13 protein-coding genes are annotated in these 17525 nt (G+C 24.1%); 11 read left to right on the top strand and 2 right to left on the bottom strand.

Features of this window, described 5'->3' with window-relative positions:
• The first annotated feature begins 18 nt into the window (after positions 1-18).
• The 5 genes from secDF (at position 19) to aspS (ending at position 9257) form a co-directional block, all read left to right on the top strand.
• Positions 19-3183 (top strand): protein translocase subunit SecDF, encoded by a 3165-nt coding sequence (gene secDF, locus AAHM78_RS11915; RefSeq protein WP_342253318.1) that lies wholly within the window; start codon positions 19-21, stop codon positions 3181-3183.
• 9 nt (positions 3184-3192) lie between these two features.
• Complete coding sequence (locus tag AAHM78_RS11910) at positions 3193-3714, top strand: adenine phosphoribosyltransferase (protein WP_342253317.1); 522 nt, start codon at positions 3193-3195, stop codon at positions 3712-3714.
• 13 nt (positions 3715-3727) lie between these two features.
• Positions 3728-5980: a RelA/SpoT family protein gene (locus AAHM78_RS11905; protein WP_342253316.1), complete on the top strand. Its 2253-nt coding sequence runs from the start codon at positions 3728-3730 to the stop codon at positions 5978-5980.
• A 259-nt stretch (positions 5981-6239) separates the two neighbouring features.
• Positions 6240-7442 (top strand): histidine--tRNA ligase, encoded by a 1203-nt coding sequence (gene hisS / locus AAHM78_RS11900; RefSeq protein WP_342253315.1) that lies wholly within the window; start codon positions 6240-6242, stop codon positions 7440-7442.
• Between the two features lie 72 nt (positions 7443-7514).
• Complete coding sequence (gene aspS, locus AAHM78_RS11895; protein WP_342253314.1) at positions 7515-9257, top strand: aspartate--tRNA ligase; 1743 nt, start codon at positions 7515-7517, stop codon at positions 9255-9257.
• Between the two features lie 184 nt (positions 9258-9441).
• Here the strand turns inward: aspS and AAHM78_RS11890 are convergent, their stop codons facing one another.
• On the bottom strand, positions 9442-9810 hold the full coding sequence (locus tag AAHM78_RS11890) for a hypothetical protein (RefSeq protein WP_342253313.1): 369 nt from the start codon (positions 9808-9810) through the stop codon (positions 9442-9444).
• A 1089-nt stretch (positions 9811-10899) separates the two neighbouring features.
• Between AAHM78_RS11890 and AAHM78_RS11885 the strand changes: the two genes are divergently transcribed.
• From AAHM78_RS11885 to AAHM78_RS11875, 3 genes are all read left to right on the top strand, one after another.
• Complete coding sequence (locus tag AAHM78_RS11885; RefSeq protein WP_342253312.1) at positions 10900-11280, top strand: hypothetical protein; 381 nt, start codon at positions 10900-10902, stop codon at positions 11278-11280.
• A 478-nt stretch (positions 11281-11758) separates the two neighbouring features.
• Positions 11759-12475: an IS1595 family transposase gene (locus AAHM78_RS11880; protein WP_342253311.1), complete on the top strand. Its 717-nt coding sequence runs from the start codon at positions 11759-11761 to the stop codon at positions 12473-12475.
• A gap of 444 nt (positions 12476-12919) precedes the next feature.
• A complete protein-coding gene (locus AAHM78_RS11875; RefSeq protein WP_342253310.1) occupies positions 12920-13276 on the top strand; it encodes a single-stranded DNA-binding protein in 357 nt (118 codons plus the stop codon).
• An 18-nt stretch (positions 13277-13294) separates the two neighbouring features.
• On the opposite strand, the gene AAHM78_RS11870 is transcribed toward AAHM78_RS11875, so the two are convergent.
• Positions 13295-14254, bottom strand: a complete 960-nt coding sequence (locus AAHM78_RS11870; protein WP_342252812.1) for an IS1595 family transposase — start codon at positions 14252-14254, stop codon at positions 13295-13297.
• 287 nt (positions 14255-14541) lie between these two features.
• On the opposite strand from AAHM78_RS11870, the gene AAHM78_RS11865 reads away from it, so the two are divergent.
• The 3 genes from AAHM78_RS11865 to AAHM78_RS11855 all read left to right on the top strand — a co-directional run bounded on the left by AAHM78_RS11865 (position 14542) and on the right by AAHM78_RS11855 (position 17290).
• Positions 14542-15405 (top strand): DegV family protein, encoded by an 864-nt coding sequence (locus AAHM78_RS11865; RefSeq protein WP_342253309.1) that lies wholly within the window; start codon positions 14542-14544, stop codon positions 15403-15405.
• 1169 nt (positions 15406-16574) lie between these two features.
• On the top strand, positions 16575-16994 hold the full coding sequence (locus AAHM78_RS11860; protein ID WP_342253308.1) for a hypothetical protein: 420 nt from the start codon (positions 16575-16577) through the stop codon (positions 16992-16994).
• Positions 16995-17002: 8 nt separating this feature from the next.
• Complete coding sequence (locus AAHM78_RS11855) at positions 17003-17290, top strand: transposase (RefSeq protein WP_342253307.1); 288 nt, start codon at positions 17003-17005, stop codon at positions 17288-17290.
• Positions 17291-17525 lie beyond the last annotated feature (235 nt).

The following is a 17525-nucleotide window of genomic DNA, read 5'->3' as shown; positions in this document are numbered from 1 at the left end:
ATTTAGGAGTGAAGAAATATGAACACTTCTTCTAGGACAAGAAAAACTAAAAATCTTGGATTTTTTTTAAGGATTTTTAGTTTAATAATTATTGTTTCTGCAATAATAATTTCAGTAGTGTTTAGTGCTAAATATGTTGAAAATAATAGTAAATTAAGTATTGAGTTTGCTGGTGGTTATCAAACACAAGTTCAATATGAGGGTAAAGGTAAACAAAAAGATGTTATTAATTTATTAAAAGACAGAGTTGACCCTTTAGGTACTAGTAACGTTTATATTGAAAGCATTACTAGCAATAATAATAATAAGTATAATTTAGCGTTGAGTAAAGATGCGGGAGTTGATATTTCTACTTTTGTTCACAGTGTATCACGACGTGGTTATTCTTATATTGTTGATAAAGATGGTAATGATTTATTAGCAACCGAAAAGAAAGATGACAAAGCTACTACTTGAACAAAAAGAGATAAAAGATTATTAACTAGTGATGTTTTTTCTGATATTAAAGATGTTAATAATTCTGTTACTCATCGCCCAGAACTTGTTTTTGATGTTAAAAATGATTCAGTTTTAAAAGAACTTACTTCTGCCAAAGAAAATACATTTTATATTTATTCAGATATTGGTCAGTTATTAGATTATATTCGAAGTAGTATGGGGGGTATTCGCTCCCTTGCTTTTATAATTGATAATCTTAAAAATGATACTGATGGTAAGATTAAAACATCATTAACATCATTATTAGATAATAATACACCAGGTCTTGGTAAAGGTACTGATATTTTAGCTAGAGCTAAAGCACAAGACCCTACTTTAGCACGACTATTAAATCCTAATCAAAATGGTCAATTTGGTATTAATTGAATTTATTCTGATAATTTAGGTTCAGTTCATAGTCTTTCTGTTGATACTAATGATGAAAAAAATACATATGATCCTGCTAATCGCTTTGATCCTTTTGCTTTTCCTATTGTTGTTTCACCTATGAATGCATGATTGCCTTATATTAAAGATTTATTACGTTTACCAGATGTTTCAGATATTTTACATGAAGATGTTATTGATTATCGTTATATTCCATATTGAGTTGGTGAAGTTAAAGTAACTAACAATAGTATTTCAATTAATTCAGATACTTTTAATCTTGAAACAGTTGAACAAATGAAAAGTGTTTTAACATCAGGATTGTCAAAAAATAATTTTACTATGTTATCTTATGCTAATGTTAGTCCAACGCTAGGTGCAACATCTTTAAAAATTTCAGTTGTTATTATTATATTAGTTACCTTTGTTCTTATGACTATTGTTCTGTTTTATTATCGTATGTTAGGAGTTATTGTTCTAATTATAATATCATTATTTTTATTATTTACTATTGTTAGTTTTGTTTTCATTAATGGCATAATTGCTCCCGAAAGCGTAATTGCTTTAATTATTGGTTTTGCACTATTATTAGATACAATTATTAATTTGTTGGAACGTTTTAAAAATGAATATATGCAAGGTAAAACTTTGATTAGTGCTTTTAAATCAGCAAATAAGAAAACATTATCTTCTTCATTAGATTGTAGCGCTATTATTTTAATTGTTAATTTAACTATTTTCTGATTTGGAACTCGTGCTATCAAAGGTTTTATTATTATGACTTCTATTGCTACTTTTGGTGTAATTATTTTTGGAATTATCTTATTAAGATTAATGTTATGAACATTATTACGAAATAACTGGTTAGAAAATAAACCTCAACTTTTAGGAACTAATAATATTAGTAGAAAAAGCACTATAGTTTTAAATAATTCAATAGATACAAATAATATTAAAAGTAGTGATAAAAAAATAAAAAAACAATTAATTTCAGAAAAATGTCAGCTTCAAATTAGTTATAAAAATAAAGTTAAAGAATTAATTAAAAAATTTAAAGTTGATAAGCAGCAATTAAAAAAAGAACATAGTAAATCAAGATCGGTTTATAAGTCAAAAGTGAAAGATTTAAAATTAAATCTTTCACAAGAAATTAATAAATTGAAACAAGAATTAATTAATGCATTAAAACCGTTAAACATTCAAATAGTTAAAGCAAAAGACAAAAAAATATTGGTTAATTTTAAAAATGTTTTTTCAAAACTTAAAATAAGTAACTGAAATTATTTTCATAAATTAACAAAATGAATTCTTTCAGGTTCTGCTGTTATTGTTCTTGCTTCAGGTATTACTTATGGTGTAATTGGTTCTAATTTTGGTTCTGGTTTTGATCAACGAACTGATTTTGTTGGAATGGGTACAATTACTCAAGATCCAAGTGATCCTAGTTACAATATTATTAAAGAAGCAGAATTAGCAAAAGATTTTATTAGTAAAGAAATTCAAAATAATAGTCAATTTAGTAAATATTTTAAAAATATTAATTTTTCCTTAATTGCTGGTGGTGAAGGAAAACCATATCAGTTTAAAATTATTGTTCAAACAACAGTAAATTCTCAAAGTATGCAGCAAAGGTTTAAGAATTTTTTAGGGGAGATTACTAGAAATTGAAAACAAGAATCTATTTTACAATGAGGAGAAATTGATCTAGTTGTTTCTAAGTCAGGTGTAGATATATTAGTTAATATGATTATTTCAATTGCTTTATCTTTTATTGTTATTTTAATTTATATTATTATTAGATTTCAATTAACTTATGTTATTCCTTTAATTTTAGCTATTATTTTTAGTTTACTAATGACACTTGCTATTATTAGTATTTTCCAAATTGTAATTTCTACTTCAATTGTTGGAATATTATTGGGAGTAATGATTTTAACAATAATTAGTATTATGTCAATTTTTGATAATATTCGTGAAATTAAGATTAATAATAATCAAACACAAGTTATTAGCACAGAAGAAATAATTGAAATTTCAAATAAAAGTGTTCAAAAGGCTTTACCAAGAACATTAGTTATTAATGGTGTAGTATTAATAACATCAGTCATTGTTATGTTTATTATTCCTAGTTTCTGAATAGTTGGTTTATCATTATTAATAGGTTGTATAGTAAGTTTAGTATCATCTTACTTTATTGCTCCTTTTATTTGAATTTATTTTGAGAAATGAAGAGTTTATAGATATAAAAAACGTATTAATAAAATTAAAAAACATTTCATTGGTGCAGATGAATATGTTATTAAAGGTATTAATGAATAGGTGGTTGCAATGACAAAAGAATCATTAAAAAAAATTATTATTAATATTCCTGATTTTCCAATTAAAGGTATCCAATTTAAAGATATTAACCCAATATTAAGTAATCCAGAAGCATTTCAAAGTGTTGTTAATATTTTTGTAGATTTTATTAAAAAATGTGGAGCAACAGCAATTTTAGCACCTGAAGCAAGAGGATTTATTTTTGGTGCTGCTATAGCATATAAGTTGGGTATCAAATTAGTTATTGCACGCAAAAAAGGTAAATTACCAGGTAAAACCTATAAAGTAACTTATGATTTAGAGTACGGTACTGCTATATTAGAAATGCAGCAAAATGTACTTTCAACAAAAGATAAAGTAGTAATAATTGATGATTTGATTGCAACTTCGGGAACAATTAATGCTTGTCTTAATTTAATAAAACAAAGTAATGCTCAATCAGTTGGCATCGCTACTTTAATTTCGCTTTCTGAATTTGCTAATAAACATCATTTTGATAATATTCCGCTGTTAGAAATAATTCAGTTTTAATAAGTAGTAAATAATGAATAATTTAACTTGTAAAGATTTTAACCAATTATTAGCGGAAGCAAAAACATTTATCAAAGATCCTAAGCAAATTACAAAAATTAAAGTAGCTTATGAATATGCATTATTAAAACATAAAGATCAATATCGAAAGAATGGTGATCCTTATGTTTATCACGTTTTATCAACAGCATATAATTTAGTATTATGACATTTAGATGTCTCTTCAATACAAGCAGGATTTTTACATGATATTTTAGAAGATACACCAACAACTTTTGATGAGTTAGTAGCAGAATTTGGTTTGGAAGTTGCTAATTTAGTTTTAGCTGTAACTAAAGTTAGTCATTTTGCAAAAGAAAAAAGAAATGAAATTAAAGCTAATTATTTACGTAAATTATATTTAAGTTTAGCTCATGATATTCGTGTCATTATTATTAAAATGGCAGATCGTTTACATAATATTAGAACTATTAATTTTTTAAATCCCGAAAAACAAATAATTATTGCTAAAGAAACTTTAGAAGTTTATGCTTCTATTGCTCATCGTCTAGGTATGCGTAAATTACAATCAGAACTAGAAGATCGTTCTTTTGCAGTATTACATCCTAAAGAGTATAAAAAAATTGATAACCTTATTAATTTGGATCGTGAAAAACGTGAAAAATTAGTTAATGAAATTATTAAAGAATTAAGTAAAACATTATCACAACATAAAAATTTAATTTTTAAAATTTATGGTCGTAGTAAACACTTATATTCTATTTATCGTAAAATGTATTATTTTGGAAAAGATTTTGATGATATACATGATATTTTAGCAATTAGAGTTGTTACTAATTCTATTGATAGTTGTTATGCCATTTTGGGTTATATTCATCAAAGTTTTACTCCTGTTCCGGGTAGATTTAAAGATTATATTGCAACACCAAAAAATAATATGTATCAATCATTACATACATCTGTTGTTTTTGATAATGAAATTTATGAATTACAAATTAGAACTGAAGAAATGGAAGATTTTGCTGAAGCAGGTGCAGCTTCGCATTGAAGATATAAAGAAGGGGAAAATAAAAATCCTAAGAAACGTCAAGCAGAAATTGATGAAAAATTAAATATTTTTCAAGAAATATTAAATTTAAATGACTTAAATCCAAATGTTGATGAAAAAATATTAGCAGATAATATTGCCAAAGATAATAATTTAGAAAAAGAAATTCGACAAGATATTTTTAGTGATTTAATTTATGTATTAACTCCAAATGGTAATGTTATAACATTACCATTTGGTTCAACTGTTTTAGATTTTGCTTTTAAAGTTCATACTGAAATTGGTGAAACAACAGTAGGTGCAAGAATAAATGGTATTTACTCTCCTATTAATACTGTTTTAAAATCAGGTGATATTGTTGAAATTAAAATCGCTAAAACTGCACGCCCTTCTCGTGATTGATTAAATATTGTTAAGACCAATTTTGCTCAACATAAAATAAAAAAATATTTAAATAATCAGCAAGAAAAATTTAATCAAGAAAATAAAATTAAAGATACAGAAAACAAAGAGAAAATAAAAAAAACAAAGGAAAAAATAGAAGAATATATTATTGAAAATCACATTCGTTGAAAAATTGCAAAACGTAATGTTATTATGTCAAGAATTAGATCATTAAAATATAAAACGTATGAAGATTTTTGCTTAGATGTTGCTAATGGAACTTATACAATTGAACAGGCGGTTACTACTATTTTATATAGTGATTCAGTAACATTTCAAGAATTAAAAACTAAACAACAAACAACAATTAATTTAAGTAGTAATAATGAAATTATTATTGAAAATGCCCCCAATACTAAAACATCATTGGCTCATTGTTGTTTACCTATACCTGATGAACCAATTGCGGGTTATATTACTAAAGGGCAAGGTATTAAAGTTCATCGTTTAATTTGTCCTAATGTTAGTTTGCCAGAGCGTAAAGAACGTATTATTGATACTAAGTGAAATTTATTAGCAACCAGTCATCATCTTTATAATTCAAAAATTCAAATTCAATATTTAGATCGACCAGCATTGATGACTGATGTTTTAAATATTTTGGGCTATTTAAAGGCACAAATTCAAAGTATTGATGCTAATAATAAGCTTAAGGAAAATCATGGAAGTTTAAAAATTTTAATTAAAGTTTCTAATATTGAACGTTTACATCAAATTATTTCATCAATTAAAAAAATTCCTGATATTATTGCAATAAACAGAATAATTATGTAATATTTTAGTATAATATTTTCAGCATTTAAAAGTAAATTTAGTGTAAACATTAAGAGACAGTGTGGTTGGTGCAAACATTGGTTAACTAATTTTATGACATTAAATAGCTTGTATTATTAATTAATTAAATATGATAAATTATAATTAAGTGCATTTACTTTGTAAATGAATTAGGATGGTACCGCGTTAAGAAACGTTCCTAAAATAAAGGAACTTTTTTTTAGAAGATTTATTTTTTATTAAAGGGAGTAAAAAAAGTATGCAATTTCAAAAAGCAAGAGGAACACGTGATATGTATAATGAAGAAGTTATTATATATCGTAATATTATTAAGTCTTTAACACAGTGTGCAATTAAATATAATTATCAAGAATTTATTACTCCTATTTTTGAAAATGCTCAACTATTTTTACGAGCCGTGGGAGATACAACTGATATTATTCAGAAAGAAATTTATCAATTTAATGATAAAAATGATAGATTATTAGCTCTTCGTCCTGAAGGAACAGCGGGTATTGTTCGTGCTATAATTGAAAATAAATTATATAAATCTAAGCAAACGTTAAAGTATTTTTATTATGGTTCAATGTTTCGATATGAAAGACCTCAAAAAGGGCGTCAACGTCAATTTAATCAATTTGGTATCGAAACTGTTGGTGTTAAACATCCTTTAGTTGATGTTGAAGTAATGATGATGGCCCTAGAAATGATAAAAATTTTTTCAATACCAAATTTAACTTTAAATATTAATTATTTTGGATCTAATGAAACAAAAAATAAATACCAAATAGCACTTAAAGAACAATTATTAAATCAAAGTAAGCAATTGTGTGAAAATTGTCAAATTAGAGTTAAAGTATCGCCGTTAAGAGTTCTTGATTGTAAAATTTGTACTAAATTAAATTTAGAAATACCATATTTAAATGATTTTTTAACTAATGAAGAAAAAACATATTTTACAACCATTATTAATAGTTTAAAAAATAATAAAGTTAATTTTATTATTGATGAGCATTTAGTTCGTGGTTTAGATTATTATAATGGTATTATTTTTGAAATAACTACTATTGATTCACGAATTGGTGAAAGTCAAAATACTTTACTTGGTGGTGGTAGATATGATAATTTATTTAATGAATTGGGTTCACCATTAAAAATACCTGCTATTGGTTTTGCAATTGGTATTGAAAGATTAATGTTATTATTGGTAGAAAATAAAAATATTAATAAACCACCAATTATTGATTTACAAATTATTGCTTTAAGCGAATTAGGATTAATAATAGCTTCCGATTTATTATTACAATTACGTAAAGAAAATTATCATATTGATATGGAATATAATTTATATCAAGATAAAAATAAGTCACAGATTATTGATCGTAGTTTAGCCAAAAATATACTATTTTTAAAAAAAAAAATCAGTTTAGTTTTTATTCTTTTGTTAAAAAAGAAATGATAAAATTAATTTTTGATACTGAACAGCAATTGCTTAGTAAGGTTAAAAATCTATTATTAGAGGAGAATGAAGAATATGGAAAAACTCTTTAGAACTCATACATGTGGTAATTTAACGCAGGGTGATATTACAAAAGAAATTATTATTAGTGGTTGAGTTAAAGATATTCGTATTAATAAATTTGGTATTTTTATTGATTTACGTGATATGTATGGAACAACACAAGTCATTGTTAAACCAGATAACGGATATTATCAAGAAATAAAAAATGTTAAAGTTGAATCTGTTTTAAAAGTAATTGGAACAGTTGTCTTACGAAAAAATAAAGATGCAAAAACTGCTAATGATATGATTGAAGTAGTGGCAAAAGATATTGAAATATTAAGCAATTCTATTAATTTACCATTTGTTATTAAAAATGATAATACGCTTGCTAGTGAAGAATTACGTTTACAATATCGCTATTTAGATTTAAGAAGACCAGCAATGAATTATAATATTAAATTTAAACACCAATTTCTTAGTTGCTTACGAACATTTTTGAATCAAAATAATTTTTTAGAAATTGATACTCCTTGCTTAACAAAATCAACACCAGAAGGTGCTCGTGATTTTTTAGTTCCTGCTCGTATTCAAAAAAAACATTTTTATGCTTTACCACAATCACCACAAATTTATAAGCAATTATTAATGATATCAGGTATTGACAAATATTATCAAATTGCTAAATGTTTTCGTGATGAAGATTTTCGTGCTGATAGACAACCCGAATTTCAACAATTAGACTTAGAAATGGCATTTACTACTAGTAAAGAAATTAAATTAATAGTAGAAAATATGATAATAAGTCTTTTTAATACTTTAAAAATTGGTAATATTCCCTCAACATTTTCATCGATTACCTATGATCAAGCAATGGATTTATATGGTAGTGATAAACCTGATTTGCGTTGTACATGTAAGTTAATAAATATTAATATTAACAATAATAGTGATGGCTTTATTTATAAGGGTTTTATAGTTAATGATAAAATGAATGAAACAACTATAAAAAAAATAACAGAAATTAGCAATCAGCATGGAGGAAAAACATTAATAATTTATGACTTAATTAAGAAAAAAATTATTCATAATAATTCTAAAGTAAAGTTTGATGATTTAGTTTTAGCAGAAGAAATATCAAAAATAAAATATAATAATAATTTTTTAATTTTCGTATATGAACAACAAGATGTTGCTAATAAAGTTATGGGTGCTATTAGAAGTTTTTATATTAATGATTTGTCAAAACGAATTAATCATAAAGATTTTATGAATAATATTGAAAAATTTGAATTTATTTGAATTATTGATTGACCAATGTTTGAACAGGAAGAAAATAAATGACAAGCTTGTCATCATCCTTTTACAAGTCCAAAAAATCCTGAAAAATTATTAGATATAAAAAATAAATATTTAGGAACTTTAACTGCAGATGCTTATGATTTGGTTTTAAATGGTTTTGAAATTGCTGGTGGGAGCATTAGAATTCATGATTATAAATTACAAAAAAAGATTTTTGAATTATTAGATTTAAGTAAAACAGAAATTGAAAATAAATTTGGTTTTTTCTTATCAGCTTTTAATTACGGAGTTCCTCCACATGGTGGTATTGCTTTTGGCATTGATCGTTTATTAATGATTTTAATTAAGAATGAATCAATTCGTGATACTATTGCTTTTCCTAAAAATAATCGTGGTATTTGTTTATTAACAAATAGTCCTAGTGAAATTTCATCTGATCAGTTATCAATATTAAATTCGGAATTTAAGAAGTAAAATTTTAATTTTAAAGTGATTAGAAGTTTAATAAAATTAGAAAATATAAATATTAAAAATCTCTAATGAAAAACAATTTAATTATTTTTCATTAGAGATTAATTATGTAATTTAATTGAAATCAATTTTTCAATAATGTTAAATTAATAATTATTAATTTCAATTATATTTTTTTTGATATTTGTTAATATTCAAGTTCAATAAATGGTTCACTATTTTTGGTTTTTAGATGTCATATAGCTGGTAAATTTTTTTGAACTAAAGTAAAGACATTATTTGGTGGTAAGCATTTATAAAGTGAACCGTCATTAGTTTTAGTTTTTCCATCTCCGTTTCATGTAGTAACATATAAAAAATTTGTATTTTTATTAAAAACTAATGATAGTACTCCCCCTTTTATTCCAGACATTGGTTTAAAGTTTGTTTCTTCTGCTAAACATTTGTAAACTTCACCATTACTAGGAGATTGATATGAACCGGTTCAAACTCCTGCATAAATATTATCATCATTGTCAAAAGTTAAAGAAGAAACAGATTTATTTATACCATCCATTTTTTTAAAAGTATTTTGATTTTTTTGATATTTATAAACGTTACCTTTAAAACTACTTTCTCTAGTACCTATATAAACATTTTCATTTTTATCAATAGCTATTGTTCATATTTCACCATATATTCCTAATATTGGTTTAAAGTTTGTTTCTCCTGCTAAACATTTATAAAAAGCACCATGTCAAGAACTATTTCTAGTTCCAAGATAAAGATTACCTTTTGTATCAGTTGCTAAAGAACATATTTCACCAGGTATTATTAAATTTATTTTTGAAATTATAATTTTTTTATTATTATTTTTTATTTCTGCTTGTTGTTGATTTTCTATTAACTGTGTTTCTAATTCTGTAATTTTATTTGCAAGATTTGTAATTATTTTTCTTTTATCTAATGCATCTCTTTCTGATTTTGCATAGAGATCACTTATTTCTTTTAAATCATCAAGAGTTTCTTGTAGTTTTTTTATTTAATTTTTCAATTTTGGTTTTATATTTATTATTAGTTAGACTTTCTTTTTCTAATATTTTCTTTTTATTATTTATCATTTTTTAATAAGTACCTCTTTCTTTAAATTAATATAAATATTAATTTTTAATATTAAGATTTACCAAAAATTTGATTTTTTATTATTTAATATCGTAGGTTTAGAAAAAAATGTAAAATATTGTTAATTAATTTAATTCATATAAAAATTAGTATTTTTATATTATTTATAAAGTTAAAGTAGTAATAATAACATCATATATATAATTTAATCAATAATATATTACTAGTTTTGTTATAGATTTAAAAAAGTAGATTAATACTTAATTTTGTTGAAACAGTTTTATATAAATTAGTAATGATAAATTCTAATATTTTTCAATAGTTATTTTAGGTAAATCTTAATTAAAGTTTATATGTGAAAAAAATAATATACAATAAAAAAGTTTTTATTATTAATAAATAATAAAGAAATAAAAAAATAAAGATAGATGAAAAATAAATTTTATTTTTTTTATTGATTACTAATAAGTATATGAGTAGTTTACTGTTAAGAATCATGTACAATATTTTTACACAAGATTTATATAGAGAGGTGTTTAGATTTATGAAAAAATTTAAAAAAATATTAGCAACGACAGCTACTGTGGGAATATCAACAACAGCAACCCTTAGTACAGTTGCATGTGATAATTATTCATTACCACAATTAGACAGTAAATATGCACAATTATTAGGTTGATATGATACTGATGGTAAAAGTTTAATTTTACAAAAATTAAACTATGATAATACATCTGATAGTGAAAAATATTCGGTTATTGCAGATGATCACTTAATGAAAATTAATGATCTTTTTAAAAATAAATTATTAAGAACAGGTGCACCACCTCATAAATATAGGGCAGAAAATGCTAATGCAGCACATTTTTTAAAAGATTTAGGTTTCAAAACTGGTGATGAAATTGGCGTTTATTCAGATGAATAATATGCTGAAATTGTTAGTTTAACTGTTAGTATTAAAAATACTTTTCCAGGAGAAATTAAATAAAAATACACCGAAGATAGTTTTGAATTAGAAGCAGGTACGTGTCAAATTGATATTATCAAAAATAATGAAATTTTAAAATCTTATATTATTAATACAGCTGACAATAAGGATTTAGATGTTAGTCAAGAATTTCGAAAAATTTTACCTGATTTGAAACTTTATAACAATGCGGGATTTAAAAAAGGAAGTTTAGCCTCTGATTTTAAATTAGAATTTGCACCATATAAACAAAAGCAATGAGAAGCTTTAATTAGTTTATTAAATACAAAAGTTGGAAATTATCCCCACATGTACTAGTGTGGAGGAAAAAATGAATTGAAATGAATTCAATAGCATATTTCAAACTGAAAACGATTGTTTGAAATATATAGCGAAGTTGAAAATAATGAAATGCATCAGATGTGCTTCTTCTAGTTTGAATACTTCTGATTTGAGAAGAATACGATGTTTGAACTGTAACCAAACATTTAGTATTCTTTATGGAACCATTTTTTATAAGTCACAGACCCAAATGACATCTTGGTTTTATCTCATCTTTAGATGAATAAACACAAAGCATGGCATACCAGCAACCGATGTTGCAAGGGAATTAGGTGTGACCTATAAAACAGCTTGAAGAATGTGTCATGAAATCAGGACTAGAATTGGAAATCAAGATGCAGGTTTCATTGTTGATGGCACAGCACAGATGGATGAAATGTATCTTTCACATTTAGGTTTTAAAAAACAAGGAAGATCCTTGTTGAATAAAACTTTGATTGTTGGAGTTTATGAGAAAACCAGCAACAAACTAATTGTGAAGGTTCTGAAAAATGCAGATAAAAAAAACCTTTTAAGATTTGCATTGAAACACATTTTTACTGAGTGCTGTCTATTTACGGATTCTTGGAAGGGATATGTAAGTTTCAAAAACTTCTATCCCAAACATGAAATCGTAAATCATGAAGTTGGGTATGTGTCACCAACAGGTGTAAACACAAACCAGATTGAATCAGCATGAAAGCACATCCGACGAACTTTCCGAACACACATAAGAGTTTCAAAGCACAATATTCATTTATATGCAAAAGAATCAGCATATAAATTCAATAACATACCTAGTTTTGAAACTGTAATTTTGTGTTTGATTTAAATACATGCGGGGATAATTTCCTAGGTAGGCTTTTATCTCCATTTATGTGATAAAATTTAAAAATAGTACATAAAGGGATAAAAGCCTACAAAAGTTTATACATTTTGTTATGATGCTGCTAAAAATGGTAATAAAATTACTAGATTTGTTAATGTTCAGAGAGTGTGATTACAAGTAGATTTTGGGAAAGTAAATGCACTAAAAGATTCAAGAATTGGATCATTACCAGTTTTAGATTAAAACTATATTAACACAATTATATTTTACAAAAAGAGCGGTTGACAATGCTATTTTTGTGTTAATTAATAAATTATTTTATTTAGTCTTATTTTAATATTTAAGTTTGTTGAATTAATTTATTTTTTCTTTTATTCATAAATAAAATAATTTGATATTTTATTTATGAACTAAATTTATAATTATCAAATAAGAGGGGGTGTTAAAATGATAAATAATGTTGTATTAGTAGGTAAATTAATGAATGAACCAGAAATAATACCAACCAGAGAACAAATTCCAACAAAATGAACCAAGTTTATAATGGCTGTTGAAAGACCTTTTAAAAATCGTCAAAATCAATTTGAAATTGATTTTCTCACTATTAAAACTTGAATAGCTAATACAGAGGAATTAAAAACACTATTAAAAAAGAATGCAATTATTGGTATTAAAGGTAGAATTCAAACATTTGCTAATAAAGCTAATGATTTTTACTATACAGAAATTATTTTTAATTTTCAAAAAAACTCTTGATGAAATAAAAAAAATCATCAACCCGGCCTAAAATTTGATTTTATTTAATTTTGGGATTTATTTTTTTTACAAACTGAAATATAATGCTTCAGATTTTGCATAAGGTGATATTTTATAATGTTGGTATTTAAATTTTCATAAATTGAGGTAATTTTGAATATTGGTAAATCCAATGCCATGATAATGAGTAATAAATTCTTTTAAACTTGATTGTATTTTACTGATATTACTTAAATTTTTATAATTTAATTCTTTATTTTCTTTTGATTTAAATTTCTTGAGAGTACATTTTGTTTGTTTAGCTACTGTATCATATAGTATTTGCATATCACAAACTATAATTGATTTTTCTTCGATAAGCTTAGATGTTAAATTTTCTTGTACTCATTTTTTTGTTAATCTTTTAGTATTTGTTGTTTGAGCATAAATATTTTTATTTTCATCAATTACCATTTCAATACAACAGTTTAAATCTTTAGAATTTTCTTCAATTCATTTTTTTCTTGGATCATCTGGATTTTTGAAATTTCCTTTATGAATTTCTTTGATAAAAGTTTCATCAATTTCAATTCTACCTTTTAATTTTGTGAATGGTTTTTGTGTTTTTGCTAATTGTGATGATTTCATAAATTTTTGACGATTAAATCATGCTGATGTTTTTGAAATTTTAGCAAATTGAGAAATAGTATAAGCAGATTGACCTAACAATGACAATCAAATTATTCAATCTCATTGTTCATGAGATAAATGACTTCAATGTAAAAAATGATTTCTTAAAGCATCAAAGCTACTTTTACAATCTTTGCATAAATATTTTTGCTTATTATTCTTAAAACCATTTTTTACACATCAATAAGATTTACAATTTGGACATTGAATTCCTTTTTCTTTAAATTTTTTATCAATTGCATCTAATTTTTCTTTTTTCTCAATTTGTTTAATTCTATTTTTAAAATGTCTAATAATTTTTATAAATTCTTCATCTTTTTTGTTTTTTAAAACATCAATTAATTCATTATTAGTCACAAAAAATCACCCCCGATATAAAAATATTACTTTTAATTTTAAATTAAAAGTAATATCAAGATTTTTTGTGAAAATTAAAAGAAATTATTGCTGATCGTATTATTTATTTAACTTAAAAGTAATTAAAAAATGGTCTTAATTACTCAATAATTAAGACCATTTTTATTTTTACTACTAATAAGTTTATAGTTACTTTATATTTTTTCAAATTAAAACGATATATAGTAAAATAAATTTGTTATAATTTTACTATAATTTATTAGTATAAAAAGTTAGGAGCAAACAAAATGAAAATTGGAATTGTAAGTGATTCAGCTACTGGTTTTACCGTTGAAGATATGAAAAAATATCCTGAAATAATAATTATTCCTTTAAATATTATTGAAGGAGAAAATGCTTATGATGATAATAACGTTGATATTGATAGCGAAACAATTCGTAAAAAGATGATTGATGAACACTGTATTTTAAAAACTAGTCAAACTAGTCGTGGTAAACTTGAACAATATTGAGATAATGCTTTAAGTAAATATGATCAAATTTTATTTTTACCAATTGCTAATAATGCTTCAGGACAATATGCAAGTTCACAAGTTTTACAAAAAGAAGAAAAATATAAAAATAAAGTTCATATTTTAGAAACAGGTGCTGCTTCAATACCTTTAAAATTTATGGTTTTAATTGCTTTTACTCTTGTTAAAAATGGAAAAAAAATTCCTGAAATTTTAGGAATTTTAAATAAATTTCGTAAAACTTATGAATCTTATATTGCTCCTAATGATTTAAAATTTTTGGCTCGTGGTGGTAGATTACCAATGAGTAAAGCAAGAATTGGTAATTTTTTACGTTTTAAACCAATTTTAAGATGTAAAGAAACAATTGATAATATTGGTAGAGTTAGAACCTTAAGTAAAGCTATGGAAGAAATGTTAGATATTATTACTAAAATTAAAGACGTTACTAAAGAAACAATATATATTATTGATGGTTGATGTAGAAAAGATATTATTGATGAAGCAATTAAAAAAGTAAAAAATAGAGGATTTACCAAATATAAAGTTGAACCATTATGTAATATTTTAAAAACACATACTGGTAATAATACTATTGGTTTTTCGGTAGTACCTAATCAATGAGTAAAAGAAGTCTAATAAAAAAGTAGTTTTATAAAAAATGATTAAGTATTCTGTTTTTTAGAAAATATATAAAAAACTTTAAATCTAAAAAAGAATGTTAGTAAAGGTTAATTTAGTTTACTAACATTCAGATTTTTTCAACTTATAAATAATAAAATATTAAATATTATGATTTAAATTCTTATTAATAATTAAAGTTTTAAACTAAAGAAATAATTGAAAAAATTTAATAAAATAAATATTTATAAATCAAAGTAATGGTTTTTTAATTTATTGAGTTTTAACTATAAAATTAAAAAATATTTTTATTAAGTATCCTTAACCATTTCATAGTATAACTATTTTATTTTTTTAATTTTAATAGCCATTTTCATTTAGTGGTATTTTAAATCAAAAACCTTCATAACAAACAACATTTCCAAAATTATGTTTATATTTTTGATAAGAACGACAAATATTATTATAGGCTTGATAATAGCGTTTTTTATTACTTTAATTTTACAATTAAAGTATCCATAATTTAAGATTTACTTAGAACATAGATTATATTTATAATATTTAGGATTTTAAAAAAATATGAAATGGTGTAAGAACATTAAATTAGTTTGTAAATTTATAAAAAATAAAATGATAAGTTAAATTTATGACAATATTAAAAATATTGTTAATAACATAAATTGATAACCAATTATTTTTTTATAGAATATAGTTTTAATTGAAAAATTATTATTTATTGTTTATTTTTGAATTCTAAGTAAATCTTAATTTAAATCTATAATTGAAAAAATGAATATACAATAAAAAACGGGACGGTAACAAAAACGGAGGATATAATTACTTTTTAAACATTTCTTTAAAATTATAGACAAGAAATAATTGTAATTATATGCAATTGTAAATACATCTTACTACTAAATTAAATGAATTACAATTAAAATACAAATATTAAAAAAATGAAAAATAAAATTAATATTTATACACAACAAAAATTCTTATTAAATTAAAATTTAATAAGTTTTTAAAATTTTAATAAAAAAATTAAGGAAATTATCCCCACATGTACTAGTGTGGAGGAAAAAATGAATTGAAATGAATTCAATAGCATATTTCAAACTGAAAACGATTGTTTGAAATATATAGCGAAGTTGAAAATAATGAAATGCATCAGATGTGCTTCTTCTAGTTTGAATACTTCTGATTTGAGAAGAATACGATGTTTGAACTGTAACCAAACATTCAGTATTCTTTATGGAACCATTTTTTATAAGTCACAGACCCAAATGACATCTTGGTTTTATCTCATCTTTAGATGAATAAACACAAAGCATGGCATACCAGCAACCGATGTTGCAAGGGAATTAGGTGTGACCTATAAAACAGCTTGAAGAATGTGTCATGAAATCAGGACTAGAATTGGAAATCAAGATGCGGGTTTCATTGTTGATGGCACAGCACAGATGGATGAAATGTATCTTTCACATTTAGGTTTTAAAAAACAAGGAAGATCCTTTTTGAATAAAACTTTGATTGTTGGAGTTTATGAGAAAACCAGCAACAAACTAATTGTGAAGGTTCTGAAAAATGCAGATAAAAAAACCTTTTAAGATTTGCATTGAAACACATTTTTACTGAGTGCTGTCTATTTACGGATTCTTGGAAGGGATATGTAAGTTTCAAAAACTTCTATCCCGAACATGAAATCGTAAATCATGAAGTTGGGTATGTGTCACCAACAGGTGTAAACACAAACCAGATTGAATCAGCATGAAAGCACATCCGACGAACTTTCCGAACACACATAAGAGTTTCCAAGCACAATATTCATTTATATGCAAAAGAATCAGCATATAAATTCAATAACATACCTAGTTTTGAAACTGTAATTTTGTGTTTGATTTAAATACATGCAGGGATAATTTCCTAGGTAGGCTTTTATCTCCATTTATGTGATAAAATTTAAAAATAGTACATAAAGGGATAAAAGCCAAAATTAATTAAGTTATGTTTTTAAATTTATTTTATTACATTTAAAAACATAACCATTTTAATATAAATATTTATGTTATAAGTTCTATTACCAAGCATTTCTTTTAAAATATGTCAAATATTACCTTCTGTAAAACAACCTATATTCC

Source organism: Spiroplasma endosymbiont of Zeiraphera isertana (genome assembly GCF_964030805.1).
In the GTDB taxonomy this organism is placed as follows: domain Bacteria; phylum Bacillota_I; class Bacilli_A; order Mycoplasmatales; family VBWQ01; genus Spiroplasma_E.
The sequence above is the reverse complement of the archived record's forward strand: the minus strand, read 5'-3'. Positions and strand labels throughout refer to the sequence as shown.